This window comes from Paenibacillus larvae subsp. larvae (assembly GCF_002003265.1).
GTDB classification, from domain to species: Bacteria; Bacillota; Bacilli; order Paenibacillales; family NBRC-103111; genus Paenibacillus_H; species Paenibacillus_H larvae.
Window position 1 is genome coordinate 1196376 of the sequence record NZ_CP019687.1, and the last position, 22682, is coordinate 1219057.

Below are 22682 nucleotides of genomic sequence, written 5' to 3' on the forward strand. Positions count from 1 at the left end.
TTATGTATTTATTCTCATTTGAATTTAAAAGGGAGTATGAATATAACAAAATATGGTATTAATTATTGCCGTGCCCATTCATCCACCCATCGTATGGCACCAAGTTTTTCTCCCATGTTCGGCTCAAAATATGAAAAACCGGCGAACGCCTGCCTGACGCAATCCTCCGGGCTGATCTCCATGCCTCGACAGGAAGGAGAAAAAAAGCGCTTATGAGCAATCGTTCAGCCGGAGTCAACCCTTTTATTTGTTCGTAACCCTTTATTAGAGCAGAGATATTTGCCGGATCAAAATTAGTTGTATTTAGCAAGGTTTTGGCGGTTTCGTAGTAGGTTGAACCCATTCTTAGCAGATCCCAGTCGATCAGGAATGGTCTGCTTGGATGAATAATGATGTTAGGCAAGGTGACATCCCCATGAATTAATGCGGGATGATTGATTTCCTCTTCCATGATCTGTTTCGTTTCCGGTTTCCTTAGGATGCTCCATGATTTGTTGGCCAGTTCAATGCAAAGTCCCCCATGCTCTCTGAACCATTTCCCCTTGCTTTTATTTCGCCGGATAGTTAATAACTGGAGGCGAAAGAGCTAATCTTGCAGTTTAAACAACTTGGTTTGCTTATAGGTATACCGGGACATGGAAGGAAGAGAGTCCTTGCAATTGTTGTGAAGAGTCGCCAAGGCCCTGCCGAGATTTTCGTAATCCTCCTCGCTTTGGATGCCGCTGCCTTCAACCCAGTCCGTCATATAGTAGGGCCTGCCATTATGAGAGACCCAATATTGGCCTGATTTTGTAACCAGCCAATTGGGCAAGTGAGGATATCCGCTTTCCTTTAATTTTTGGATATAAGAAGAGAGACGGGTAATTTGCTCTCTTGTTGTCAATTTTGGCCCTGTCTTTCTTCGGGAAAAGGGCTTTACCAAAAAATCCCCTTTGTCCGTTGACAGACGGAAGGCCCTTATGTTGCCCACCGGCCGATTCAACCCGCGACTCCCTGGGGCAGGTGGATGAAGAGAATGCACTTATGGCATCATTTTAAAAATGAGCAATATTGGTATGGTGTAACTAATCCTGTATTTGATTTGACTCTCCATACGTACAAAGACGGGAAAGAGGTGGAGAAAAGCGGGACAACGCGGAATATGGAAAAATTGGAATGAGCGCGGGATCTGGGGGCAAGAGATCTGGTCCTGGAGACCCAAACGTCCAATTTTCCGGCTATTAGCATCCGTTAATAATAAGGAGAGGCTTAATAGCCTCTGGAGCTTGTCAAGAAACCCACTTCACATAGAAATTGTCTGTATAGTCCGGTGGGGGATCCCTCCAAGCCGCTGCCCGGAACCCGTGAAAGAAATGAAAGCCTGAAGAGGCTTAAACAGCCTCTTCCCGCTTATCATAGCACATGCCGCTAAAACTTTTTGTAAGGGAGGAATTTTCCGTTTAGCATCATCAGTACGCGGTCACCTTTCGGATCCGGGACCCGTTTAATATCCATCTCGAAGTCAATTGCAGACATAATGCCATCACCAAATTTTTCATGAATAATTTCTTTCATTCCGGGACCGTAAACTAAGAGTATTTCATAAAAACGATAAAGAAGCGGATCTGTAGGCGGCATCTGAATAGCCGTCCCCCGGTAAGGTACCTCTGTTAAGCACTCGGCAACCCCCTGATCAAGCTCCAGAAGAGAAGCTACTTGTTCTGCTTCTTCATTGGAAAGTGTAGCTTGTCCTAATAATGCCGAGGCCGTCCATGCCTCCGAGCGGTCAATGACTTTCGCGATATCCGCCCACTTTAATCCTAATTTCCTCTTGGCCTCGAATCTCCATTCCCCGGTTTGCTAAACTGTTAGACAAAAAAAAGACGGGCCCCGGCGATCCGGTTGACCCGACTTTTGAAAAATTAAGGCTTCACTGCTTCTTTACCATTCAAAATGAGCTTGTAACGGATATCTGCTTTGAGAGAGTCCGAAACAGCACAGTATTTTTCTTTTCCCAATTCAATGGCTCTCCAGATACGATGATCGGGAACATCCCCATTGATTTTAAAAACAAGATCTATAGCCGTAAACCCTTTAGGCGGTTCCTCATCACGGGTTCCTTCCGCTTCAATCTCAATACTTTGAATAGTATCCAGCGTCGAACGTAAAATCATGGTGATGTCGATCCCCATGCAGCCGGCAAGACCTGCAAGAATCAGTTCCATAGGAGTGGCCCCTTTGCCGTCTCCGCCGTAAGCAGCCGTTGCGTCCATAGTGACGCTGTATCCGGAAGGCCCAACCGAAGTAAAGGCCCGTTTTCCTTGCCAGGTTGTCGTTACTTTCATATTTGATTTCCCCCTTTTCTCCTGTGAGGTAAGAGTCATTATGGTTATTCATGATCCAGTATTTTCAGAAATTTCCTTGCTCTTTCGCTTTGCGGACTTTCAAAGAACGCGTCTGGATCGGCTTCCTCTACAATAATTCCTGCATCCATAAAGACTATGCGGTCCGCTACTTTCCTGGCAAACTTCATTTCGTGTGTTACAACAAGCATGGTCATGCCGTCTTTTGCCAATTGCTGCATGACATCCAGTACCTCACCCACAAGTTCGGGGTCAAGTGCGGAGGTTGGCTCATCAAAGAGCATGATTTTGGGTTCCATTGCCAGCGCACGTGCTATAGCGACCCGCTGCTGCTGACCTCCGGAAAGGCGGGAAGGATACACATCCTTCTTGTCAGCAAGTCCCACCCGGTCCAACAATTGTTCGCCGATTTTTAGAGCTTCCTCTCTCCGCATCTTTTTTACCACCAACAATGATTCGATAACGTTCCCTAATGCAGTCTTATGCGGATATAAATTAAATTGCTGAAATACCATCCCGGTTTCCCGGCGGATCTCCAGAATGCGTGCCCTCCGCTGACGGGCCGGCATTTTAGCGTCTATATGAATGCCGTTGACTTCAACAGTACCGCCGCTCAACTCTTCAAGTCCGTTGATGCAGCGTAGCAGCGTACTTTTCCCTGAACCGCTCGGACCGAGCAGAACGACAATTTCATTCTGTTTGACTTGCAAATTGATGTCTTTCAACACAACTGTGTCCTGAAAGGATTTGGTTAATCCGGCTGTTTGAATCATGGGTCTTCTCACTCCTTGCCCTCAATATGCTTTAGCTAACCGCTTTTCAATCGCTCCCAATATGGAGGAGAAAACCGTACTCATCACCCAATACATAACAGCAATTCCGATATAGAAAGGCATATTTACATAATACTGGGCAATCATAAGCTGTGCCGATCGAAGCAGCTCGGTAACTGCAATGGAGGAAACGAGTGAGGTTTCTTTCAGCATGCCAATAAAGGTATTCCCCATTGGCGGAATTGCCACTCGAGCCGCCTGGGGCAGTATAATCCTGCGCATCGCCTGCCAGGAAGTCATTCCGGCTGCATAGGCTGCCTCTGTCTGCCCTTTCGGAATGGAAAGAATGGCTCCCCGGAAGGTTTCGGACAGGTAAGCACCGACATTGATACTGAGTGCAACAAAAGCCGAGTTAATGAGCTTAAGGCAATTCCGTAATCAACCAGTCCGTAATAGACAATAAAAATCTGAACAAGAGCAGGCGTGCCCCGTATAATAGATACGTAAGCACGCGCAAGCCATTGAATGGGACGGTTTCCCTTTATTCTGGCGATGGCAACCACTACTCCAATGATCAGACCGAAAAACATGGACACAACAGTGATTAATAGTGTATAGTAAGCACCTTTCAATAAGAAAGGTATATTTTCAAGAACAAGACTCATAACCTGCCGAATTCCCTTCTCCCTATCCTGGTATCATTATTCAGCCGGAGGTTCTTCACCAAACCATTTTGTGAAAATAGTTTTATAAGTCCCGTCAGCTTTCAAATCTTTTAGTGCCTGATTCAGGGCATCCCGCAGCTCCGTATTCCCTTTGGTCACTGCAATAGCGGCCTTATCTGATTTGACTGCCTCTCCAACGACTTTTATCTTAAATCCGTTCTTTTCTACGATTGGTTTCAGAGCATACATATTGTTAATGGTTGCATCAATTCTTCCGTTGTTCAGATCCTGCAGGGAAGTAATGACATCATCGTAAGTCTTAATAGTGAAGTTCCCTACTTTAGGCAGTGCCTCATTGCGGAGATAAGCCTCGTCATTTGTGCCAAGTCCAACCCCAATATTTTTGCCTTTGAAATCTTCCAGTTTGGTAATGCTGTTGTTGTCCTGTTTCACAATGACTTTCACCTGATTGGTAATATAGGGTTCAGTAAAGTCCATTTGCTTTTGGCGATCTTCCGTTATGGTCATCTGGCTGATAACCGTATCGAACTTCCCTGCCTGTAAACCGGCGATCATCCCGGAAAATTCCTGGCTGACAAACTCCGCTTTAAGACCCATTTTTTTCGCGATTTCTTTGGCTATATCAGCATCAAAACCATCCATTTCCTTTTTATCGTTCAAAAAGTTATACGGTGCATAAATTCCCATAATTCCGACCTTCAGCACACCGGATTGCTTAATTTGTTCCAGCGTTCTGCTGTTTTTATTTCCTGTATTGTCAGAAACCCCCGGAGTACTGCCTGCCTGATCCCTGGCTGAAGACCCGCATCCGCTAAGTGCCAATGCAACCAGCAAAAAGGCGGCAAGAACTAGGATAAGCGATTTTCTTGGTTTATTTTTCATGTCGGGTTCTCTCCTTATTTATGTAACTCGTATTAATGTCTCCACTTTTCCCACAAGAATCCATATAATTCAAAAATTGCGGACACTTGAACACTTAAATCCCTAACAGTCCAAAAAATTCAAACCTCGCGGTTTCAGAAGCTAGTTTCTGTGCACTCATCTGCTGAATGCCGTTCCCTGGCAAAGGTGAACTGAACAGCCAGCGTGAAATAACGCCCTCAATCAGGCTCATCAGAAAAGCAGCCCTCACCTGAGGATCTATCGTATCCGGAAGCATTCCCAGTTCCTTCGCCCGCTGAATATTTAGAACAAAGGCATTCTCCATAGCAATACGCGTGTCTCCTATGGCTTTCCGGACTGCCTCACTGGCTGAAGTCCCTCCCAGCATCATTTCCATTAAATAACGGTTGGCTTCAGCAAACTGGAATAAACGGGTTAACAAGTCTTCAGAAGCATGGACCATGTCCTGGATAGTACCTGCCTGCCGGCGATAGCCTTGAGCAATAACCTCAAGCAGTTTTGCCTGTCCTTCTTGAATAAGCTCAAGTGCAATAGCTTCCTTGCTTTTGAAGTACCAATAAAATGTTCCCTGCGCTACTCCAACCTCTGCCACTATATCTGAAATTTTCGTAGCATGAAAACCGCCGGTCGCAAATCGCTTCAAGGCAACTTGCATGATCTGACTTCTTCGTTCGCTGTTCAGCTTGGGATCCTGGTCTGAATGTGAAATCCCGCTCCCCCTTGATTGATTCGTCAGTCAGTCAATATAATTAAATCCTATTGGATAAGTCGGCTTTTGTCAAGTAAAAATTTAGTAGAAAATCATTTTCATTGAAAGATTGAAAGTTTCCGTTAAACATAAAAACAAGGCACCTCCGCAGGTAAGTGTCTTAGCCAAATTATTATAAGATTAATTTAATCATTCATTGAAAAGAGAGATGCCGCGTATACCATTTAATCGACTGATCCAGTACAAAATTGTCTGAACTGCATGTTCATTGGAGAGATTAACTCTAATTGGAAACACACTCAAAAATAACGGGATTCCATAAGAATTCTAATCTTATTCCATCCATTCCCCTCCGGCAACTAAAAAGACTTCATTCCAAACTCTGGTACAGGATGTTCCATCCATAATACAGAACAACTTATAATTCCAAAAAGCACAGTAAGTATGAGTGTAGACGGCTTAGTAAATTTAGGGTTAATAGAAAGAAAACAATCACAGGAAGATCGTAGAGAAGTTAATTTGAAAGTAACTCTTAGTGGAGAAAAAGCAGTTCAAAAATCTATTAAAAATGCCTCTTCGTATAGGGCAATGGCAGCCGCATTAGAAAACCTTTCAAAAGATGAGATTCAATTATTATTACGCATTCATAATAACTTGTTGTCCTCTTTGCAACAGATGAATCCTACTTGAGCAAAAATGATCTTTGATATCAGAGATAAAAGAGTTCTTTGGAATTTTACATTTAAAAATAAGAAAAAAAGTCCAAATTCAGGACTCTTTTTCTTTAGTATAAAGAGCAGCGTAGGCAAGATGTTCCTCGCTGATCCCGATATTCCCTTCTGATGGTTCACATAAATAAGCGACAATAAAAACGTGTTTACCAGGAAGCACTTCAAACAACCAGGCATGCTTCAGAAAATGACCGTCACCTCAAGACCCAGTTCCTCCCTGATTTCCCTCTTCACTGTTTCTTCCGGCTGTTCTCCGTATTCTATCCTTCCACCTGGAAGTTCCCATTCTCTCCGTTCATTGACTTCACCTAATAATACAGACTGCACCTAGTATTAGTACAGCAGAAAGAAGTGTACAAACCCGTCTTCCCCAGCGGATGCGTTGCGAGTGCCCGTTTTTGTTTTTTTTCCTCTCAGATTCCGTATCAAAGCGGCATAGCAGATCATCAAATGTTATTCGTTTCGGATCAGCCTCTGTTTCCTTTTCCGGACTGCCAAGCCACATTCCCTCATCCGTTTGCTTGGCACCTATCTGTTCCCTATGCATCATGATTCCTCCTATTATAATATGATAAAATGTAAACTTTCCCTTATTTCGAATTATTTTACCTTACTTTTTACATTTTACCATAAAATTCCACATCCGCAAGACTATTTATAAAATGTCATACGAGAAGCAGGATACTATTCTGCAGCCGGGAAACCCGGACAAACCGGTTGCCGAGCAATTGTTCTGGCAACTAACCCATATATAAGAATCTGAAACCCTTACTAGCTGGCGTCTGCCGGCAGTTCATCTGTTGAAAATGTCATTGTCCATTACCGAAAAACACATTCGTATTGCCCATTCTGAAGGCATTCCAGCAGGTCGTACCCAGGCAATACTGCGTCTCATTACTTTTCCATTTTATCATACGGCAAACTGTTCCATGCAGCGGTTTTAACGATATTTTTTGGCTATTTATCGTCATTTGTCTGACTGATCGCACCTTAGGTTCAAAATGATTGAACTATTGGTGTAAAAACAATCACGTTTATGAATATTTAACTAATGCTAATTTTCCTAATATTCGTAAAATTGTAATTAACACTGCCGCCTTTCTCCTTCTTCTTCACCTTCGTAGATTTATTCTTCTCTGATATGATTCTTGTTTCTTCCTTTCAGTTTAAGTTTCTCCGCTGATTTTGCCTTTTATTTGATCAATGGGAGAGGTGTTGTTTCTATAAAATGATGATTCCATCTCATTTATTAAAGGAGGTGCTGTTTGACGTCGATAGTTGTAACCGGAATGGATGTAGTTAGTGGTCTCTATAAAACTGAAAAGTGAGGGATCTGTGATGAAACATGAATATTTAACCGCCAGCAAATGGTTAAGACTGGTAACCATTCCTTTTTTGGTTCTTGTTCTTTGTTTGTCAACTGCTTCGGTTTACCGCGGAGCTGTTTCAGCCGCCAAGCCTGATCAGCGTTACAAGCCGGGGCCGCTGTATCAGTATTTTGTAACTGCCTCAGAAACTTATCAGGTTCCTCTTAAACTTCTTCTGGCTGTGGGTTATGCAGAAACGAGGTGGGACGATCATGGCGGACTTCCAAGTCAAATGAACAGCTTCGGAATCATGCATCTGGCCGATAATCCGGAGAATCAGACTCTCTTGCAAGCAAGCCGCTTGCTGGACACTTCCCCATCTGTTCTTCAAAAGGATAAGGAGCAGAATATCCTTGGTGCAGCAGCTGTGCTTGCGGATATCGCCAAAGACGAACATGGGGGTAAGCTGCCCGCCTCACTTGCCGACTGGTACACTGCAACCGCAAAATACAGTAGTATTGTTGACAAACGATTAGCAAGGGAATATGCCGATGAAATATACCGTATCATGAACCGGGGCGTCTCTCTTGTGATAGATGATTCAGATATGTTCATTCAGCCCATTGCCGTAATACCAAACCGCGGAGAATATGAATCCGTTCAGGATAACAGCTTTTCTGTCTTGTCTACGGATTATCCAGAAGCGCACTGGGTACCGGCATACAGTGGAAATTACCGAACAGCAGATCGGCCTTCTGACGGGGATATTACCCAAATGGTGCGAGATAAAGACATTGCCTATCACGCCAGAGAAGCCAACTCTTATTCCATTGGAATAGAACACGAAGGATATATTGATAATCCCTCTTGGTATACGGATACCATGTACCGTTCCTCTGCTAAACTGACTCCTTATTTGTGCGACAAATACGGCATACCTAAAGACCGTGCCCACATTCAGGGACACCCTGAAATTCCCGGAAATGACCATACTGATCCTGGACCTAATTGGGATTGGAATTATTACATGTCTTTAGTTAATCCGTCCACGGTATCAGTTACAGTCGATAACGCCACGTCCGGGCGCTTTACTGCCAGCTCCAATTGGGGCACTTCAAACTGGAGTGCACAACGTTACGGTGCTGATTATGCATTTGCTGCTCCTAATATGCAAATCAGTGATGTCGCCTGGTTTAAAGTCAATGTTCCATCAGCCGGTACTTATAACGTTTATGCCTGGTGGCCGGCAAACAGCGGATATAACCCTTCCACCCCTTTTATTATCAAGACAACTATCGGTAATCAGACCGTCCGGGTTGACCAGACACAGAACGGCGGCAAATGGAACCACATCGGTGCATTTACCTTGTCAGCAGGAGACGAGAACTTGATCGGAGTATCGAGATGGACATCGGCGGCTGGATACGTATTGGCAGATCTGTGAGGATAGTAAAACGGTAATAAAAAAGACTCCTGACCCGGGAGCGCAACCACCCCTAATATATCTACGTACATCTTAAAAACCCTTGATCTATAAGGGTTTTTCTTGTTCGCATCTGTTCGTATCCGAGTGATTTATGGTGATTCCGAGTACATTCCGTCCCCAATTTGTCCCCAATGGGGAGGGAATCTTTCACAAAAAAAATAAAGGAAAGGTATTGCTTTTTAGCTCTCATACCTTAGAATTGTACTGAGGTTATGGAAAAGGTAATTGATTAGAAAGGACGGCCATCATATGAAATTTGGAGTACGTAAGCCAAGCATCAAGAAATCAATATCCACCCGGACAAGCATTAACCGCCAGGCGGTCCATCGGGCAGGTATAAAGATGCCGTGGGGATATGGCGCTGTAAGGAATCCTAAAAAAGCAGCCCGAAATAAAGTCTATAACAAAACAACAGTAAGTTTCTGGGGTATGATTAAGAAGTTATTTAAATAAGCCCTTCGGGGCTTTTTATTTTGACAAAAATAACCTGCCACAAAGGCAGGTTATCCTATTTCTCCCACACTTGTTTAATACAAAAAGGTCCGAGAAACAATAACCAATAAAATGAACAGGACTAAAATAGCTCCTGTATTCGTGAACAACCCTCCGTAACATGAACCGCCGTATCCTCCACAAGATGAGCTCACGAGTAACACTCCATTCTTTTAGGCTCAATATCATTGTATGATAAGAGCCAGGTCTTGATTGGACTGTTGGAGCCTGTTTTAGAAAAGGGCTGTGGACTTGTAAGGGAGCTATTTCTTTGTACATTGCCCGCGAGCATCTAGGAGATTAACCCTGAGCGCTCTTTTTGTATTGCTTGTGCTAAGCAAAATAAATTATATACAAAAATACAATACATACATTAAAGGGCAGTGTAGCTACAGTGAACCAAATCGCTTTTTGTTCTCGTGTATGTTTTTTATTGAACAAGGTTTCCATGTAAATGTTAAGTACAGTGATGAATAGAACAACTAAAACATATCTAGGTATATTACTTGTAAATCTTGACGTTATGAGGTAAGAGAAAAAAATCAGAAAAAATAATTGTGTGAAAGATAATTCATACTTCTTAAGAATACCCATTTTCTCCACCTTTAATTAGGACAAGCTAAACTACCTAAATAATATAATGCTCCAGCTCCTGCTGCAACTCCTATACCAAGGGGACCAGATACTCCTAATGCATATGCTAGAACTGAGTATCCAGTTGAGTGGGCTAACCCTATTCCTCCTAAAACTGCAGAACACCCAAGTGTCCTTACGCCTGCAGCTTGTTCCGCTTTCACAATCTCATTTTCAACTTCCTGTAAAGCTTTAAGCAACTGTTCTTTTTTATCTTGTCCTTGTAATCCAAGTAACATGGTATTGAAATTATCTACTTGTGATTGAATATCTTGTACAGAAAGTTCTAAATTGTTCTCTTCCAGATCTTGCTTAAGTTTTTGCTTATCTTTTACCTTCAACAAATCGCCGATTCTTTCCAAGTTATCTTTTACTACAATCGCAACCAACTCTGTTTGTGAATCACTTCTTTCAGCGGCTACAACGGGATTTAAACCTAGACTCATAAAAGAGGTCAAGGCCATAAGAAATACCATAGATAAAATAATGCTTTTTGTTTTTCCCCATCTAACCAGATACATTCTCACCATCTCCTTAAAAAATAATTTTTATCCCTTAATTTTACATATATGGATATAGTGAGTCAATGGTTTTTTTCATTCGCTTTAAAATGTATATTCAACAAAACCAAATCTCTTGCAGTTTAAATTAACGATGTGACAAGAAAGATAAAAAGAGCCTTGAGGTGCTTCCTCAAAGGCTCTTTCTGCGGTGCTTCTTCACACCCATATTATACCAATTATTAAGTAAGGTATCTACTGGTTGCAAAAACATGGGTTTTTGGGTAAGATGGTTGCAAAAAGCTTTTGTCAAGAACTTTTTTGATTTTTTATTGACAATCTTGCCTACAACCAATTCACTAAATAAACGTGAAAATCACAACCAATAAAAACCGCCGCAGCATTTGCTGGTCGGCCGAAATAAAATTAACTAAATAAATGCAGTGAATTCATCCAAAAAGATGCCAGAATCATTTATACTTTTCTCAATTTAAATTTTTGATTTTTACCATTATTTTGTTTATATACAATAATCTTTGAACCATTTTCTGTTTCATAATCTGCTACATCCAATACTAAAGTCGGATCTTTTTTATTTTTAATAATGTAATAGCCGTCCCGTGTAGCTTCCAGGATCCAATAATGCTCTTCTTTATATTCATTAGGTGTAGCAAAAACCTGTTTGGAATTTGGGATAGCATTCCAAGCCAGTACTAGATTTTTATCACTTACACTTTTTATTTGATAGGCATCTCTATCATATACAAATTTCCATTTTTGATTATCCCCACCATGATTACTCCATAGTGTAACCTCACTATCACTTCTATTTAAATCTACAACACTTGTATCATTTAAAGCAGTTACAATTTGTACTTCATTAAGTTCTTCTTCATTTTGCTTTGTTTTTACCTTGATTTCATTACTAAATTGCAAAACGTTCCAATTGTCGTCAGCAGCTGCAATTTTAAATGTGTACTCGGTATTGGGTTGTAAATGATTTATTGTAGTAAACGGATCAAAAACTCCTTGTACTAAAACACCATTGCAATACACGTTATATTTTGGCTCTTGATTCTCATCAAAATCATAAGGACTCCACTTTAAAGTCACACGATCGGTTTGGATGTCTGTCGCTTGTAAAACTATTGAGGTTGCTGGGGTAAATCCTAATTTATTTAAAATCGCTTTTAGATCAGGCATAACCCCTATTTTGTCAGAAGACGGGTTATTCGATGGCGTCCCTGTTTCTTGGTCACTTAACAGGTCTCTTACCTCCTTGGGTGTGAATGGTTTTCCTAACTTTGCTTTTGCAATCCCTTGTAGGTTCACTGCTGCTCCTGCAATGATGGGAGAGGCACTGGAGGTTCCATTAAAGCCATCCGTGTATAAATTTTTTATACTTGGATACTTATCATTGGAGGTTGTGGTGGTTACATTTTGACCCCATGCATACACATCAATTCGGCTACCGTAATTAGAGAACCATAAACGATTATGAGAAGTATCTGATGATCCTGCACCTACCATAATGGCACCGGAATCTTTAAAATCTGGGCTGTTTCGATTGAAAATATACTTCCCGTCCTTTGTAAAAGTATCCAGGTTTACACTTCCATTTGCTCCTGCTTCCACAACTGTAATACCTTTATTTACCGCATATTTAATGGCATCAAATTTATCTTGATCATATTCTATTGGAACCAAGACACCTCCTGGCGTAACTTGCATTTCCAGTAGAAGAACATCCCCAGGGGTCATCTCATGCACTGCACTTACAATGGCATCGACCATGCTTCCTACGCCATTGGCTCTTGTTGTAGATGTTACTTTTGGTCGTGCTTTTGGTGAAGCTCCAATAATACCTATTTCATTATCAGTTCCTACAACTTCTCCTAAAACAGCAGTACCGTGGCTTGCTTGGTCAATAAGGTTAATACTGCCTGTAACGAGCGTAATTTGCTGATCGACTAGATCTTCATGATCCAGCAGCCAACCATTTTCCATATCTACAAAGGTAATCCCTTCCCCTTCCCCTCCAGGTATAGTCCATGCATATCGGGCATCAATTCCATGGGGGCAGCTTTTAGGTACCCTTTTTTTTTGAATAGAGGATTACGATCAGGTTGAGCGTATACATCCCCATGTTTCGTTAGATCGTCCTTTGGAATAACTGAATCCGACCCTTCAAATTCAACATGGGGCATTTCAATGTAGGCCGTTTCAACAAAAGGAGATTGTTTGAGTCTGTCCACAATAGACTGAGGATCTCCTTGATCTTTTGAAACTTGTATCGAATAATAATGAAATAAACTCAAATCTTTGGGTAGGTTATAGGTTTTCAAATCTTGAATTATATCTTCCGGTGATACTGTAAAAATGAGACGATTAAATTCCAAGCCAGAAAAGTCACTAAAAAAATCAACATGACCTTGGGTCAAGATATTCTCTTCTTCTAAAACTAGAGGTGTAGATTGTAGTACCTCATCCTTAAACTTTACAATAAGGTTGGTATATTCATCTTGTTCTGTTAATGTTCTACTATTCATTTTTTCTTCTCCTTCGTTTTCTTTTCATATAATTACAAATAAATCCCTTTAAATTTCCTATTGCTATGTAAGACTAATCATTTTAGTGCCTACATAAAAATCAATCCTCCTTTCGTTTACACTTAAAATATAACTTTAAAAATGTCTAAAAAAGCATAGAGTTTTTCACCCATTGATGAAAATTTTCTGAAAGGTGATAATGTTGAATAATCTTGAGAAAAAACAAATGGGACTAAGGATTAAAAAATTACGTGAAGAAAAAGGCCTTACGCAAGATGAATTGGCGGAAATGCTTAAGATGAAAAACCGGGCTACCGTATCCAGTTATGAGCTGGGCGTTCTATTCCTCCTAGTGATGTTCTGCGCAATTTAGCTGATATTTTTGATGTGTCTGCCGACTATTTACTTGGGAGAGGGGAAACTGACGAATCCGTTACTCCATCAGAGAATAATCCAGCGGCTCGGTATCTGAAATTGGGTGGGCGATAAAATTAGGGAGACAGAGCCAAGATATGACACAAAAAGAATTAGGTAAGCAGGTAGACGAGAATCAAAGACAAATTTCCAGCTATGAACTGGATCTTAAACCTGTTCCGGAGCATACACTTGATAAAATCATGGAAGTTTTCGGTTTGTCGTTCCCGGAATTTTTAGCTAAGTACAACATGTGGGATGAGCCCATTCACTCCCATTTTGATAGAGATGTGGATAAGCAGATTGCTTTCGAGCAAACTGCTGCTGGTAACATTACCGACCAATCAAATTTATGTAAACGCAAACAGGAATTGACTGGTAGGCGATGGGGGTATAGAAAGCTCATCCCACTGTCCGCAATTGTACAAGCCCACAAAGCCTGCCTACGAAATAGGTATGAGATCGCTGATTACCTAGGCGTGACAGAAGAGTTTTTACAAGATGCAATTGACTATTACCGGGATAAATACGGTGTATGCACACAGCATGAACAATATTTAATTTACTTTGACCCACTCAACGTAATTGAACCCGTATTATCTTTTGGCGCTTTCCAGCTGTAAGGCTGTTTACTATACATAAAAACAGAACATACGTTCCATTAGGAAGGAACTAAAATGGCATCCATTGAAAAACGTGGTACAAACTCATGGCGACTTATAGTAGAGGTAGGATACGATTCTAAGGGTAAACGTGTAAAAAGAACCCGAACTATAAGAGTGGAAGACCAAGCTTTATTGAGGACAACGAAGAAGCTTAGAGAATATCTGGAGACGGAGTTGCACAAATTTAAAATTGAAGTTGAGGCAGGGGAATATATTGCTCCTGAGAAAATGACATTTGGGGTCTTTGTCGAAGATTGGCGAACCAAATACGCCGTAAAAGAATTAAGCCCTAAAACGTTAGCCGTTCACATGCGATTTATTAACCTACGAATTTTACCTGTTTTCGGAAGTAAGCGTCTGGATCAGATCAAACCGTTTCACATTGTACAATTTCTGACCGATCTGAACGAAGGTGACCGTTTAGACGGTAAGGATGGAAAACTTGCTTCTGGAACAATCCATTATGTGTACCGCGTTCTGAAAAACATTTTTTCGCGGGCGAACGAGTGGAAAATCATCAAAGGGAATCCAGTCGCAGAGGTGAAAAGGCCGAAAGTCGCACATAAAGAGGTTGAGGTCTACGATGAAAATGAAGTCGCAGAATTGTTCCAGGCCTTAGAAAAATTGGCGAATAATGATCACGTTAGCCCCGACAACCGGTTTGCGCCGAGGCGAACTGGTCGGCCTCGAGTGGGGGCACGTTAACCTGGAGAAAGGAACAATTGACGTTAAACAGAGCATTACGATGGCCTTAAACGGCAAGCCGATTATCATAGAACCTAAAACCAAAAAATCCAAAAGAACAATCTCTTTACCTGATTCAGTCGTGGAAGAATTTCTGAAAAAGAATAACCTGCGCCATATTCGCTTTCACGATCTGCGTCACACATCGGCACCCTGCTTATCAACCAGGGAGTGCATGCAAAAATCATATCTGAGCGCCTGGGCCATGCCAGCCTAACCACCACCATGAACGTATACGGCCACGCTCTTCAATCAGCTGATAAGGAAGCTGCCAACAAGTTCGAGAATGTACTTTTTTTCAGAAAATCCAACGGAAAGCAATAAAAACGACACACTGCCCACGTGCCGTTTTTATTAGGATTCTTTCGTCCCCAATTCGTCCTCAAGCAAAATTACACCCCATTAGAAACCTTTATAAATCAGGAAAACTGCACACTCCACATGTACCTGACCCGGGAGCCTTTTAGATTGTTATAGGAAATCCCTTCATTCGGCAAAGGTTCTGCTTTATGGGCGCTAGTGCTCAGCCTTTAAGTAAGGAAATAACCGATTTCCCCGGGTTTAGCAGGCAGCACTTAAGGGAAATATTCCGCTTTATAATCCACTTAGAATCTTAGGCCCATGACAGACGCACATACGATATAGACCAATACCGCATATGCTATGACATCTATCTTCAGGGAGGTAAAGGGATGAACCATAGAAAGCGTATAGCAAGCAAATGGGAAAAACATAAGATTCTACTTGACGAGAAACTGTTGAAAAAATATCTTCCTGCCACTTTTAAGTACAGTAAAGATAAGCTTGAGGAGATGCTGGAGCAATATGGAATGGTTTACATTAAGCCGGAGAAAGGGTATGGAGGCAAAGGGATAATCCGGGCAGAGCAATTAAACGGACCAATCGTAACGTACAAGTATCACTATAAGAAAAACGTTCACCAATGCGAAACATTCGATGAACTAAGCGATGCAATCGAAGGCCATCTAAAAGCTTATTCCAGACAGTTCCTGATTCAAAAAGGAATTTATATGCTCCGTTATAAAGGTGTTCCATTTGACCTGCGTGTCATGGTCCAATTGAGTCCATCCGAAAACTGGGAAGCAACGGGTGTTATTGGACGAACTGCGGATCCGAAAAGAGCCGTAACTAACGTGAAAAGCGGCGGAAAGGCTGTTCCGGTGGAAAAATTATTAGCTAAGCATATGCCAAAAGAAAAACATAGTTTTATTACATTTATCAAGAAAATAGGAGTAAAATGTGCAAAGCAACTTCAGACCAAATATCCCAATTTAAAAGAAATCGGCGTGGACATTGCGGTGGATACAGATCATCACCCATGGATATTGGAAGTAAATACCCTCCCTGCTATTTACGGATTTAAAATTCTAAAAGATAAGTCCATTTATAAAACAATGAAGCTATATTCCAAAGCTTATAATAATAAATAAAAGTTCTCCGGAATTGGTGTGAATCTCCACTTTTATTAGAATCACGAAACCGGAACATGCGGTGAACCCTCTTACTAAAGAGTATGGCTAAGTGATCCCTCCGGTTCTGTCTTTTTTAGATTCACGCCAACATTTCAAAAGTAAAATGTTGGCGTGAATCTATTATTAGTATGGAACCCAAAATAATTGCCATATAGAAATCAATTTGGCACGATTACTAATACAGCATTTGCCGAACGATAATGGGGGTTTTTATAAAATCCCAAGTACCCTCTATATTTAAAAAAGACGGAAGCCCAAAGGGTATTCCATCTTTTTTAAATCTGTATAACCAGATATAACCTTCTTCCGATCCCCTGGATCAGACAAGACGCCTATGATGGTCTAATACAGCGATGAAAAGTAGTTTACATAAGTATACGAAAAATTGAAACATAACAAACATCAGAGACAAAAATGCGGCAATTACCCAAGCCTCAAACGCAGAAGAATGAAAAGCCGAGAAAGGTTCCGGAAACATTGCAGCCAGACTAAAGGAAACCGCCATTGACAAGGCAGCCCCCATCAGAAACATCCGGGTAGTCAAAGCAAGCAAAGGAAGAGCAAATACCAGTGTATAGAACCAGATATTTGTATAGTAGTTTTGGTACAAAAATGGCAGCGGAGAACAAAATACAAGTACGGTTCATTGGTAATAAGGGAGACGTTTCATTGATAGCTCACCTCAATTTATCATTAGGCACTTGTTCCATTTATACCATATATATCCTCTGTTTCTATTTTATTCTAAATTCACGAAAAGTTCAACAATTATTCACATCTTGTTCAATTTTTTTCTGACAATGACAAGCATCAAATAAGGTTCCGCATGCATGCCCGTAAACGGTTCCCTTCAAAATCGACCACTTATTTATGAGATCTCTCATTCAAACTATCGCCTCTTTTCGGGAAGAATAAACACTACATAAATTTCCATTGATTATCTACCGTCCAGACGGTATACTATGTTTGATTTATTTTTCAAGGAGGAATTATTGATGTCTGCCCCATCCAAGCGCCAGCATATTCTGGATGCGGCCTGCCGCATTGTTAAGGAACTCGGAGCCGTACATTTAACTTTAGACGCTGTAGCCAAAGAAGCGAGGGTAAGTAAAGGAGGACTGCTTTATCATTTTCCGAGCAAAGAAGCCCTGATCCAAGAAATGATTACTCACATGGATGAAAAGTACTTGAAGAATGTAGAAGCCCTAAGCCGTCAGGATAAGGAATCCCGGGGGAATTGGTCCCGGGCATATGCCATTGAAACCTTCAATCAAGTGGAGGGGGACAAAGATATTTTCCCCGCTTTGCTGGCGGGTATTGCCACTTCTCCTGATTCGCTCGAACCTTTAAAGCAGACTTACGGCCATTTACGGAAAAGGCTCGAAGATGATGGAATTGATCCATTAAAAAGCAATCTAATCCGGTTGGCCTCTGACGGGCTATGGTTTTCCGAATTGTTTGGATTAGATCCTCTGGAGCCTTACATGCGGTCAAAAGTGCTTGAAGAATTGATTCGATTATCTAAGGAGAACTGAACATCATGATAGGATATCTAACTTTAGCAGTATCGCTTACCTTAGAAATGTTTGGAGCCACCATGTTGAAATTATCTAAAGGATTTACGAAATGGCTGCCTGCTGTCCTGGTTGTATTCGGGTATGGTTCCGCCTTTTACTTCTTTTCCAAGTCTTTAACTTATTTACCTCTTAATCTCGCATATGCCACCTGGGCAGGTCTCGGGACGTCGCTGACCGTTCTGGTAGATTATTTTTTCTTTAAAGAGTCGCTGACCAAGCGGTCTCTCCTAGGTCTTGTCCTCATTGTCTGTGGAGTTTTTATTTTAAATCTTTCGGGGGTTGCTTCTCATGGATAAACATCCTGCTCAAAAACGTTCTTTATTTGGCTATTTATTTCTAACGTGCTCCATCATATCTGAAGTCTTTGGGACTACTATGCTTAAATTCTCGGATGGTTTTACCGTTTTCCTTCCGACTTTGGGGATAATAGCTGGGTTTAGCATTGCTTTTTACTGCCTGAGCCTTTGCCTTCGCTACTTATCCATGAGTTTGGCCTATGCTACTTGGGCAGGAGCCGGAACGGCATTGACCGCTCTAATCAGTGTTGTTGTTTTTCGGGAGTCATTAAATGTCATAGCTGTCTTCGGTCTTTTGTTCATTATTGGCGGAGTATTTTTTTTGAATAAATCCAAAGAAAAAGGGCCGGATGAAGACCAGGCTTCACCGGGATCTCCACGGGCAGACGGGTTATAAGCCCCTCTGTCCGTTCACTCCTGCGATATCCAGCAATTCCTGTTCCAGCAAGTTCTTATCTGTCTCTATTTCCGGCGAAACAGGTCTGGAATTAACATTCACAAGCTGGTAACCCCTAAAGTTGCAATGATGGATAAAGCATCCCTTCTCTTCAAGCAAATATGGAAGATATTCCGGAATATTCACAGCTACCCCCCTATTCTCCGGATGGAGAATCCAGGTTATATCTTTCCAATCGAGTATTCCCTCTCTTGTTTTTAGCGGCGTTTCATAAGTAACGGACTTATCCAGACAAGCTTTATACAGGTACATCCCTCCCAATTTCCGGTCATCACCAAGCCAAGTGACCAAACCCTTACATTCAAATTTATCCGGCTGCAGGAAAAGACCTGTTTCCTCTAATACTTCTCTTCTTACTGATTCCACAGGGCTTTCCCCCTGCTCAATTTTCCCGCCAATACCATTCCAGGCTCCCATCCAGGAAGACTTTTGCCGGTTTAAAAGCAGAATTTGATCGCCTCTTCTGATAAAACAAATATTGTATGTAATCATAGCTCTATCCTCTCCATCATTTTAAGGATGGTAAAAATTTTTGTTCCCGTCACTTTTTGTCCAAAGGAGACTAAAATGATGTTTAATGGTTATTCAGTCGAATGACATAAGCGTCCAGCAGCACCCGCGATAATACATGCAGCGGAAGTCTGGAACGGACTTCATATTCCGGAAAAAAGGACTGTTCCCCCTTGTAACCGACAATGACTATGTCAGAAAGCCTGGCCAGGCTGGAATCGATCCGGGTGGTCAGGGTGATGGTCGGAATCTCCTTAATTTTGAAATTTTTGCAGGCCTCCACCAGTTCACCGGTCTCCCCGTTTAGAGAAACAAACAGTACCACATCGTCTTTGACCAGCTTCCGGGAGATAACGCGGATAATGTTAGGATCGTTGTGCATTTCACAATTTTTACCCATTAACTGCAGCTTTACTGTCAGTTCTGTTCCAATGAATTCAGAAAAACCCCTGGCAAATACGTATACTTTGCTCGCCTTGTAAATCTCCTGAATCGCCTTTTCCAGCTGGCGGGTATCCAGCATTTGAATAGTCTGGATCACTTCTAGTTCATTTTTTCGGATCGCTTCCCGAATTTGTGTATCCACCGATGCTTTAATCGGCTCATCTTCCATTGCATGACTGTTGTTTTTAATGCTGTATTTAAATGATGTATATCCATCAAACCCCAGCTTCTTCATCAGCCGAACAATGGTTGCAGTCGAAACACTCGCCTCTTCGCTCAGTTTAAGAATGGACAGTTCGCTCATGCGGGGCAGATTCTTATAGATAAAATCCAATAGATGGCGTTCCGAGTCGCTGAGCTGCTGGTAAGTCTCCGGCGGTATTTGAAAAATGGGATTCTGCATACCTCTTCTTTGGCCCCTTTTCCTTATGTTTGTATGTGTAGGTACTACCTTGCGATTTTGGTGATGTAAACATTTACACACCCTGTAAACATAGCTTCTCCAGGCTGTGCCATAATAAAAGTGCAGCAAGCGGCAATAGAAAAACAGTCTTAAGCAAGGGGGGGAACATCTTGATTTATACCTGCACTTTAAATCCCGCCATCGACTTATTTGTGGCTCTTGAGGATTTAAAACCAAATATAGTAAACCGCACTAATGATGAAGATTACCAGGCAAACGGAAAAGGAATCAACATTTCCTTCGTGCTGAACATGCTTGGCATACAAAGTACAGCTCTTGGCTTCATTGCCGGGTTCACCGGACATTATATACAAGATGAGCTGAGAAAAAAAGGGGTTCAGACCGATTTTATTGAGGTGGACGGCATAACAAGAGTGAATGTCTTTGTCCACGGTCCTGAAGAGTTTAAAATTGTCAATCGCGGACCGGTTATCCGGCCTGCTAAAACAACGGCTATGCTTGATAAAATCCGCAGCATTCCGGAAGGAAGCCTTCTTTTTGTATCCGGCAGTCTTCCGCTTGGCATGAGTGATAGCGTTTATGTGGATATTGCAAAGATCTCCTATGAACGGGGAATTAAACTAATTCTGGATATCAGCTCGCAAAAAGTACTGGATTGCCTGCCTTATCACCCTTATCTCATTAAACCTAACGATGAAGAACTCAGCAGTTGGTTTGGCCAATCGTCTTTGTCGAAAGAGGAGCTTATAAGACGCGGCAAGCAAATGCTGGAGAAAGGAGCTCGGCAGATTTTAATATCCAGGGGAGACCAGGGCTCGGTCTTTATCAATAAGGATAAAGTAATTGAGGTCTCTTCCGTTCAAGGGGAGGTGGTGAATACCGCTTGTGCCGGAGACACTCTTTTAGCCAGCTTCATAGCCAAATTATTATCAGGAGAAAAAGAGGAAGCAGCCCTTCGCTTTGCCTCGGCAGCTGGAGCTTCCACCGCTTTTTCCAAAGGACTTACCAATTTTCATGATGTGCCATTCTTAATGAACGACATTCAACTATTTGTACATCATTCAAAGGAGAGAGTCTAATGGCTAAGAAAAAAATTATTGCTGTTACAGGTTGCCCTACTGGAATTGCCCATACGTTTATGGCTGAAGAAGCCTTAAAACGGGCTGCAAAAAAGCTGGATGTGGAAATAAAAGTGGAAACCCACGGCCAAGTGGGAGTGGAGAATGAGATTACCACTAAGGAAATTCAAGAAGCGGACGGTGTTATTATCGCCGCGGATAAGGATGTCCAGGCAGACCGTTTTATCGGCAAACCTGCTGTTGATGTCCCTGTAGCCAAGGCCATTAAAGGCGCTGAGCAATTGATTCAAACGATCCTTGACGGAAAAGGCAAGCCTTATAAATCAGCCTCGTTCCCCGCTCAAAGCGTACAAGTTCAAGAGGATGCGACACCCGATTCCTCATCCTTCGGACGCCAAATCTATAAGCATATCATGAATGGTGTCTCCTACATGCTTCCTTTTGTGGTGGGCGGGGGAGTACTGATTGCCCTTTCATTTCTGTTCGGGATTCACTCCGCGGATCCCAACCATGAAACATATAATCAGACAGCCGCATTTCTGATGAAAGCCGGACAAGTTGCCTTCGGATTAATGGTTCCCGTCCTGGCCGCTTTCATAGCCGAATCTATTGGTAAACGTCCCGGACTTGTTGTCGGTTTTGTCGGAGGTATGATTGCAAACACTGGAGGGGCCGGTTTCCTCGGAGGAATTGTTGCCGGTTTCCTGGGCGGATTTACCGTCTACCTGTTATCCAAAGCATTTAAGAAGCTCCCCCAGTCCCTAGACGGACTTAAATCAATCTTTCTTTATCCGGTCTTCGGTATTTTATTCATTGCCTTGTTGATGTTCTGGATTGTAGAGCCGATGAATGGTATCAATGAATCACTGAAAAACTTTTTGTCCGGTTTCCAGGATGCCAACCCGGTTTTACTGGGATTGATTGTTGGCTCAATGTGCGCCTTTGACATGGGAGGTCCGGTAAATAAAGCCGCTTATGTCACCGGTACGGCATTGCTTGCTGAAGGAAATATGTATTTTATGGCGGGTGTATCGGCTGCTTGTATCACACCTCCGCTGGTTATCGCTTTTGCAACCGTATTCTTTAGAAAATATTTTGATGCACAGGAAAGAAATGCCGGTCTGGTTAACTTCATTCTAGGCTCCACCCATATTACGGAAGGCGCTATTCCTTTTGCGGCCAAAAATCCGATCGTTGTCATTCCGGTACTTATGGTCAGCTGCTCCATTTCAGCTATTCTCACATATCTGATGAAAATTCAGGTCCCGGCGCCTCATGGCGGATTCCTTATTCTCCCTGTCGTGAACGGAGCATTTCAATGGGTCATCGCCATTTTGGCAGGTTCCCTGATTGGAGCTGTCCTTTACGGATTCTCCCGCAAACGCTCTTATGAGAAAAACAAGCAGTTATCAACCGCATCAGGAAAGGCTTAACCAGAACCATCGGGATTAGAGTTTAAAGAGAAATC

The 22682-nt window shown here is 42.1% G+C and carries 24 protein-coding genes and 5 pseudogenes; 13 read left to right on the top strand and 16 right to left on the bottom strand.

Translation table 11 applies throughout. From position 1 onward, the window contains the following. Positions 1–58 precede the first annotated feature (58 nt). Together BXP28_RS06025 and BXP28_RS06030 are read right to left on the bottom strand one after the other, a co-directional pair. Positions 59–451: a phosphotransferase gene (locus BXP28_RS06025; protein ID WP_077584961.1), complete on the bottom strand. Its 393-nt coding sequence runs from the start codon at positions 449–451 to the stop codon at positions 59–61. A 135-nt stretch (positions 452–586) separates the two neighbouring features. Then, the gene (locus BXP28_RS06030; RefSeq protein WP_144029621.1) at positions 587–883 is read right to left on the bottom strand and encodes a hypothetical protein; all 297 of its coding nucleotides are present in this window, start codon (positions 881–883) and stop codon (positions 587–589) included. A gap of 75 nt (positions 884–958) precedes the next feature. Between BXP28_RS06030 and BXP28_RS06035 the strand changes: the two are divergent. Further along, positions 959–1159, top strand: a pseudogene (locus tag BXP28_RS06035) (sterol desaturase family protein); the annotation flags it as partial. Between the two features lie 248 nt (positions 1160–1407). On the opposite strand, the pseudogene cynS reads toward BXP28_RS06035, so the two are convergent. From cynS to BXP28_RS06065, 6 genes and pseudogenes are all read right to left on the bottom strand, one after another. Continuing rightward, positions 1408–1818: pseudogene (gene cynS / locus BXP28_RS06040) on the bottom strand (cyanase); the annotation flags it as partial. Between the two features lie 83 nt (positions 1819–1901). Beyond that, complete coding sequence (locus BXP28_RS06045; protein ID WP_023483542.1) at positions 1902–2324, bottom strand: OsmC family protein; 423 nt, start codon at positions 2322–2324, stop codon at positions 1902–1904. 44 nt (positions 2325–2368) lie between these two features. After that, positions 2369–3115: an amino acid ABC transporter ATP-binding protein gene (locus tag BXP28_RS06050; RefSeq protein WP_023483541.1), complete on the bottom strand. Its 747-nt coding sequence runs from the start codon at positions 3113–3115 to the stop codon at positions 2369–2371. A 21-nt stretch (positions 3116–3136) separates the two neighbouring features. Continuing rightward, positions 3137–3780, bottom strand: a pseudogene (locus BXP28_RS06055) (amino acid ABC transporter permease). Positions 3781–3816: 36 nt separating this feature from the next. Next, a complete protein-coding gene (locus BXP28_RS06060) occupies positions 3817–4683 on the bottom strand; it encodes a substrate-binding periplasmic protein (protein WP_023483538.1) in 867 nt (288 codons plus the stop codon). Between the two features lie 94 nt (positions 4684–4777). Further along, the gene (locus BXP28_RS06065; RefSeq protein ID WP_023483537.1) at positions 4778–5359 is read right to left on the bottom strand and encodes a TetR/AcrR family transcriptional regulator; all 582 of its coding nucleotides are present in this window, start codon (positions 5357–5359) and stop codon (positions 4778–4780) included. A gap of 462 nt (positions 5360–5821) precedes the next feature. On the opposite strand from BXP28_RS06065, the pseudogene BXP28_RS06070 reads away from it, so the two are divergent. After that, positions 5822–6103, top strand: a pseudogene (locus BXP28_RS06070) (MarR family winged helix-turn-helix transcriptional regulator); the annotation flags it as partial. Positions 6104–6324: 221 nt separating this feature from the next. Here the strand turns inward: BXP28_RS06070 and BXP28_RS25000 are convergent. Both BXP28_RS25000 and BXP28_RS06080 read right to left on the bottom strand, forming a co-directional pair. Beyond that, entirely contained in the window at positions 6325–6471 is a 147-nt protein-coding gene (locus tag BXP28_RS25000; protein WP_077584962.1) for an NUDIX domain-containing protein, read from the bottom strand. Beyond that, a complete protein-coding gene (locus tag BXP28_RS06080) occupies positions 6449–6691 on the bottom strand; it encodes a hypothetical protein (protein ID WP_036654320.1) in 243 nt (80 codons plus the stop codon). The genes BXP28_RS25000 and BXP28_RS06080 overlap by 23 nt, the downstream gene beginning before the upstream one ends. Before the next feature lie 791 nt (positions 6692–7482). On the opposite strand from BXP28_RS06080, the gene BXP28_RS06085 reads away from it, so the two are divergent. Then, on the top strand, positions 7483–8895 hold the full coding sequence (locus tag BXP28_RS06085) for a golvesin C-terminal-like domain-containing protein (RefSeq protein WP_046655016.1): 1413 nt from the start codon (positions 7483–7485) through the stop codon (positions 8893–8895). Positions 8896–9186: 291 nt separating this feature from the next. After that, positions 9187–9390, top strand: coding sequence for a hypothetical protein (locus BXP28_RS06090; RefSeq protein ID WP_024093984.1), 204 nt, complete (start codon positions 9187–9189; stop codon positions 9388–9390). Positions 9391–9464: 74 nt separating this feature from the next. Here the strand turns inward: BXP28_RS06090 and BXP28_RS25540 are convergent, their stop codons facing one another. From BXP28_RS25540 to BXP28_RS06110, 4 genes are all read right to left on the bottom strand, one after another. After that, positions 9465–9584 carry a YjcZ family sporulation protein gene (locus BXP28_RS25540; RefSeq protein ID WP_374049658.1) on the bottom strand — a complete coding sequence of 40 codons (120 nt, stop codon included), beginning with the start codon at positions 9582–9584 and terminating at the stop codon, positions 9465–9467. Positions 9585–10034: 450 nt separating this feature from the next. Beyond that, entirely contained in the window at positions 10035–10583 is a 549-nt protein-coding gene (locus tag BXP28_RS06100; RefSeq protein ID WP_024093982.1) for a hypothetical protein, read from the bottom strand. 453 nt (positions 10584–11036) lie between these two features. Beyond that, the gene (locus tag BXP28_RS06105) at positions 11037–12569 is read right to left on the bottom strand and encodes a S8 family serine peptidase (RefSeq protein ID WP_077584963.1); all 1533 of its coding nucleotides are present in this window, start codon (positions 12567–12569) and stop codon (positions 11037–11039) included. A 2-nt stretch (positions 12570–12571) separates the two neighbouring features. Further along, entirely contained in the window at positions 12572–13111 is a 540-nt protein-coding gene (locus BXP28_RS06110; protein WP_077584964.1) for a hypothetical protein, read from the bottom strand. Positions 13112–13313: 202 nt separating this feature from the next. On the opposite strand from BXP28_RS06110, the gene BXP28_RS06115 reads away from it, so the two are divergent. From BXP28_RS06115 to BXP28_RS06150, 7 genes and pseudogenes are all read left to right on the top strand, one after another. Further along, positions 13314–13484 (top strand): helix-turn-helix domain-containing protein, encoded by a 171-nt coding sequence (locus BXP28_RS06115; RefSeq protein WP_158225778.1) that lies wholly within the window; start codon positions 13314–13316, stop codon positions 13482–13484. Positions 13485–13623: 139 nt separating this feature from the next. Further along, entirely contained in the window at positions 13624–14148 is a 525-nt protein-coding gene (locus tag BXP28_RS06120; RefSeq protein WP_051427843.1) for a helix-turn-helix domain-containing protein, read from the top strand. A 54-nt stretch (positions 14149–14202) separates the two neighbouring features. Beyond that, positions 14203–15258, top strand: a pseudogene (locus BXP28_RS06125) (site-specific integrase). Between the two features lie 368 nt (positions 15259–15626). Then, entirely contained in the window at positions 15627–16385 is a 759-nt protein-coding gene (locus BXP28_RS06130; protein WP_023483525.1) for a YheC/YheD family protein, read from the top strand. A gap of 1037 nt (positions 16386–17422) precedes the next feature. Further along, a complete protein-coding gene (locus BXP28_RS06140) occupies positions 17423–17962 on the top strand; it encodes a TetR/AcrR family transcriptional regulator (protein ID WP_036654324.1) in 540 nt (179 codons plus the stop codon). Between the two features lie 5 nt (positions 17963–17967). Beyond that, entirely contained in the window at positions 17968–18300 is a 333-nt protein-coding gene (locus BXP28_RS06145; protein ID WP_036654326.1) for a DMT family transporter, read from the top strand. Beyond that, complete coding sequence (locus BXP28_RS06150) at positions 18293–18697, top strand: DMT family transporter (protein ID WP_024093977.1); 405 nt, start codon at positions 18293–18295, stop codon at positions 18695–18697. The genes BXP28_RS06145 and BXP28_RS06150 overlap by 8 nt, the downstream gene beginning before the upstream one ends. Here the strand turns inward: BXP28_RS06150 and BXP28_RS06155 are convergent. Beyond that, entirely contained in the window at positions 18692–19249 is a 558-nt protein-coding gene (locus BXP28_RS06155) for an NUDIX hydrolase (RefSeq protein WP_023483522.1), read from the bottom strand. The two genes, BXP28_RS06150 and BXP28_RS06155, sit on opposite strands and share 6 nt — an antisense overlap. A gap of 82 nt (positions 19250–19331) precedes the next feature. Continuing rightward, positions 19332–20114, bottom strand: coding sequence for a MurR/RpiR family transcriptional regulator (locus tag BXP28_RS06160; RefSeq protein WP_023483521.1), 783 nt, complete (start codon positions 20112–20114; stop codon positions 19332–19334). 170 nt (positions 20115–20284) lie between these two features. Between BXP28_RS06160 and pfkB the strand changes: the two genes are divergently transcribed. Both pfkB and BXP28_RS06170 read left to right on the top strand, forming a co-directional pair. Continuing rightward, positions 20285–21214 carry a 1-phosphofructokinase gene (pfkB, locus tag BXP28_RS06165; RefSeq protein WP_024093975.1) on the top strand — a complete coding sequence of 310 codons (930 nt, stop codon included), beginning with the start codon at positions 20285–20287 and terminating at the stop codon, positions 21212–21214. After that, positions 21214–22647: a PTS fructose transporter subunit IIC gene (locus tag BXP28_RS06170; protein ID WP_023483519.1), complete on the top strand. Its 1434-nt coding sequence runs from the start codon at positions 21214–21216 to the stop codon at positions 22645–22647. Before pfkB ends, BXP28_RS06170 begins: the two co-directional genes overlap by 1 nt. Positions 22648–22682 lie beyond the last annotated feature (35 nt).

What these genes read in the sequence shown, in the direction of transcription:
- BXP28_RS06025 (WP_077584961.1), bottom strand. Translation starts at nt 451, where the DNA reads ATGGAAGAGGAAATCAATCATCCCGCATTAATTCATGGGGATGTCACC.
- BXP28_RS06045 (WP_023483542.1), bottom strand. Translation starts at nt 2,324, where the DNA reads ATGAAAGTAACGACAACCTGGCAAGGAAAACGGGCCTTTACTTCGGTT.
- BXP28_RS06050 (WP_023483541.1), bottom strand. Translation starts at nt 3,115, where the DNA reads ATGATTCAAACAGCCGGATTAACCAAATCCTTTCAGGACACAGTTGTG.
- BXP28_RS06060 (WP_023483538.1), bottom strand. Translation starts at nt 4,683, where the DNA reads ATGAAAAATAAACCAAGAAAATCGCTTATCCTAGTTCTTGCCGCCTTT.
- BXP28_RS06065 (WP_023483537.1), bottom strand. Translation starts at nt 5,359, where the DNA reads ATGCAAGTTGCCTTGAAGCGATTTGCGACCGGCGGTTTTCATGCTACG.
- BXP28_RS06080 (WP_036654320.1), bottom strand. Translation starts at nt 6,691, where the DNA reads ATGCATAGGGAACAGATAGGTGCCAAGCAAACGGATGAGGGAATGTGG.
- BXP28_RS06085 (WP_046655016.1), top strand. Translation starts at nt 7,483, where the DNA reads ATGAAACATGAATATTTAACCGCCAGCAAATGGTTAAGACTGGTAACC.
- BXP28_RS06090 (WP_024093984.1), top strand. Translation starts at nt 9,187, where the DNA reads ATGAAATTTGGAGTACGTAAGCCAAGCATCAAGAAATCAATATCCACC.
- BXP28_RS06100 (WP_024093982.1), bottom strand. Translation starts at nt 10,583, where the DNA reads ATGTATCTGGTTAGATGGGGAAAAACAAAAAGCATTATTTTATCTATG.
- BXP28_RS06105 (WP_077584963.1), bottom strand. Translation starts at nt 12,569, where the DNA reads ATGGAAAATGGTTGGCTGCTGGATCATGAAGATCTAGTCGATCAGCAA.
- BXP28_RS06110 (WP_077584964.1), bottom strand. Translation starts at nt 13,111, where the DNA reads ATGAATAGTAGAACATTAACAGAACAAGATGAATATACCAACCTTATT.
- BXP28_RS06120 (WP_051427843.1), top strand. Translation starts at nt 13,624, where the DNA reads ATGACACAAAAAGAATTAGGTAAGCAGGTAGACGAGAATCAAAGACAA.
- BXP28_RS06130 (WP_023483525.1), top strand. Translation starts at nt 15,627, where the DNA reads ATGAACCATAGAAAGCGTATAGCAAGCAAATGGGAAAAACATAAGATT.
- BXP28_RS06140 (WP_036654324.1), top strand. Translation starts at nt 17,423, where the DNA reads ATGTCTGCCCCATCCAAGCGCCAGCATATTCTGGATGCGGCCTGCCGC.
- BXP28_RS06145 (WP_036654326.1), top strand. Translation starts at nt 17,968, where the DNA reads ATGATAGGATATCTAACTTTAGCAGTATCGCTTACCTTAGAAATGTTT.
- BXP28_RS06150 (WP_024093977.1), top strand. Translation starts at nt 18,293, where the DNA reads ATGGATAAACATCCTGCTCAAAAACGTTCTTTATTTGGCTATTTATTT.
- BXP28_RS06155 (WP_023483522.1), bottom strand. Translation starts at nt 19,249, where the DNA reads ATGATTACATACAATATTTGTTTTATCAGAAGAGGCGATCAAATTCTG.
- BXP28_RS06160 (WP_023483521.1), bottom strand. Translation starts at nt 20,114, where the DNA reads ATGCAGAATCCCATTTTTCAAATACCGCCGGAGACTTACCAGCAGCTC.
- BXP28_RS06170 (WP_023483519.1), top strand. Translation starts at nt 21,214, where the DNA reads ATGGCTAAGAAAAAAATTATTGCTGTTACAGGTTGCCCTACTGGAATT.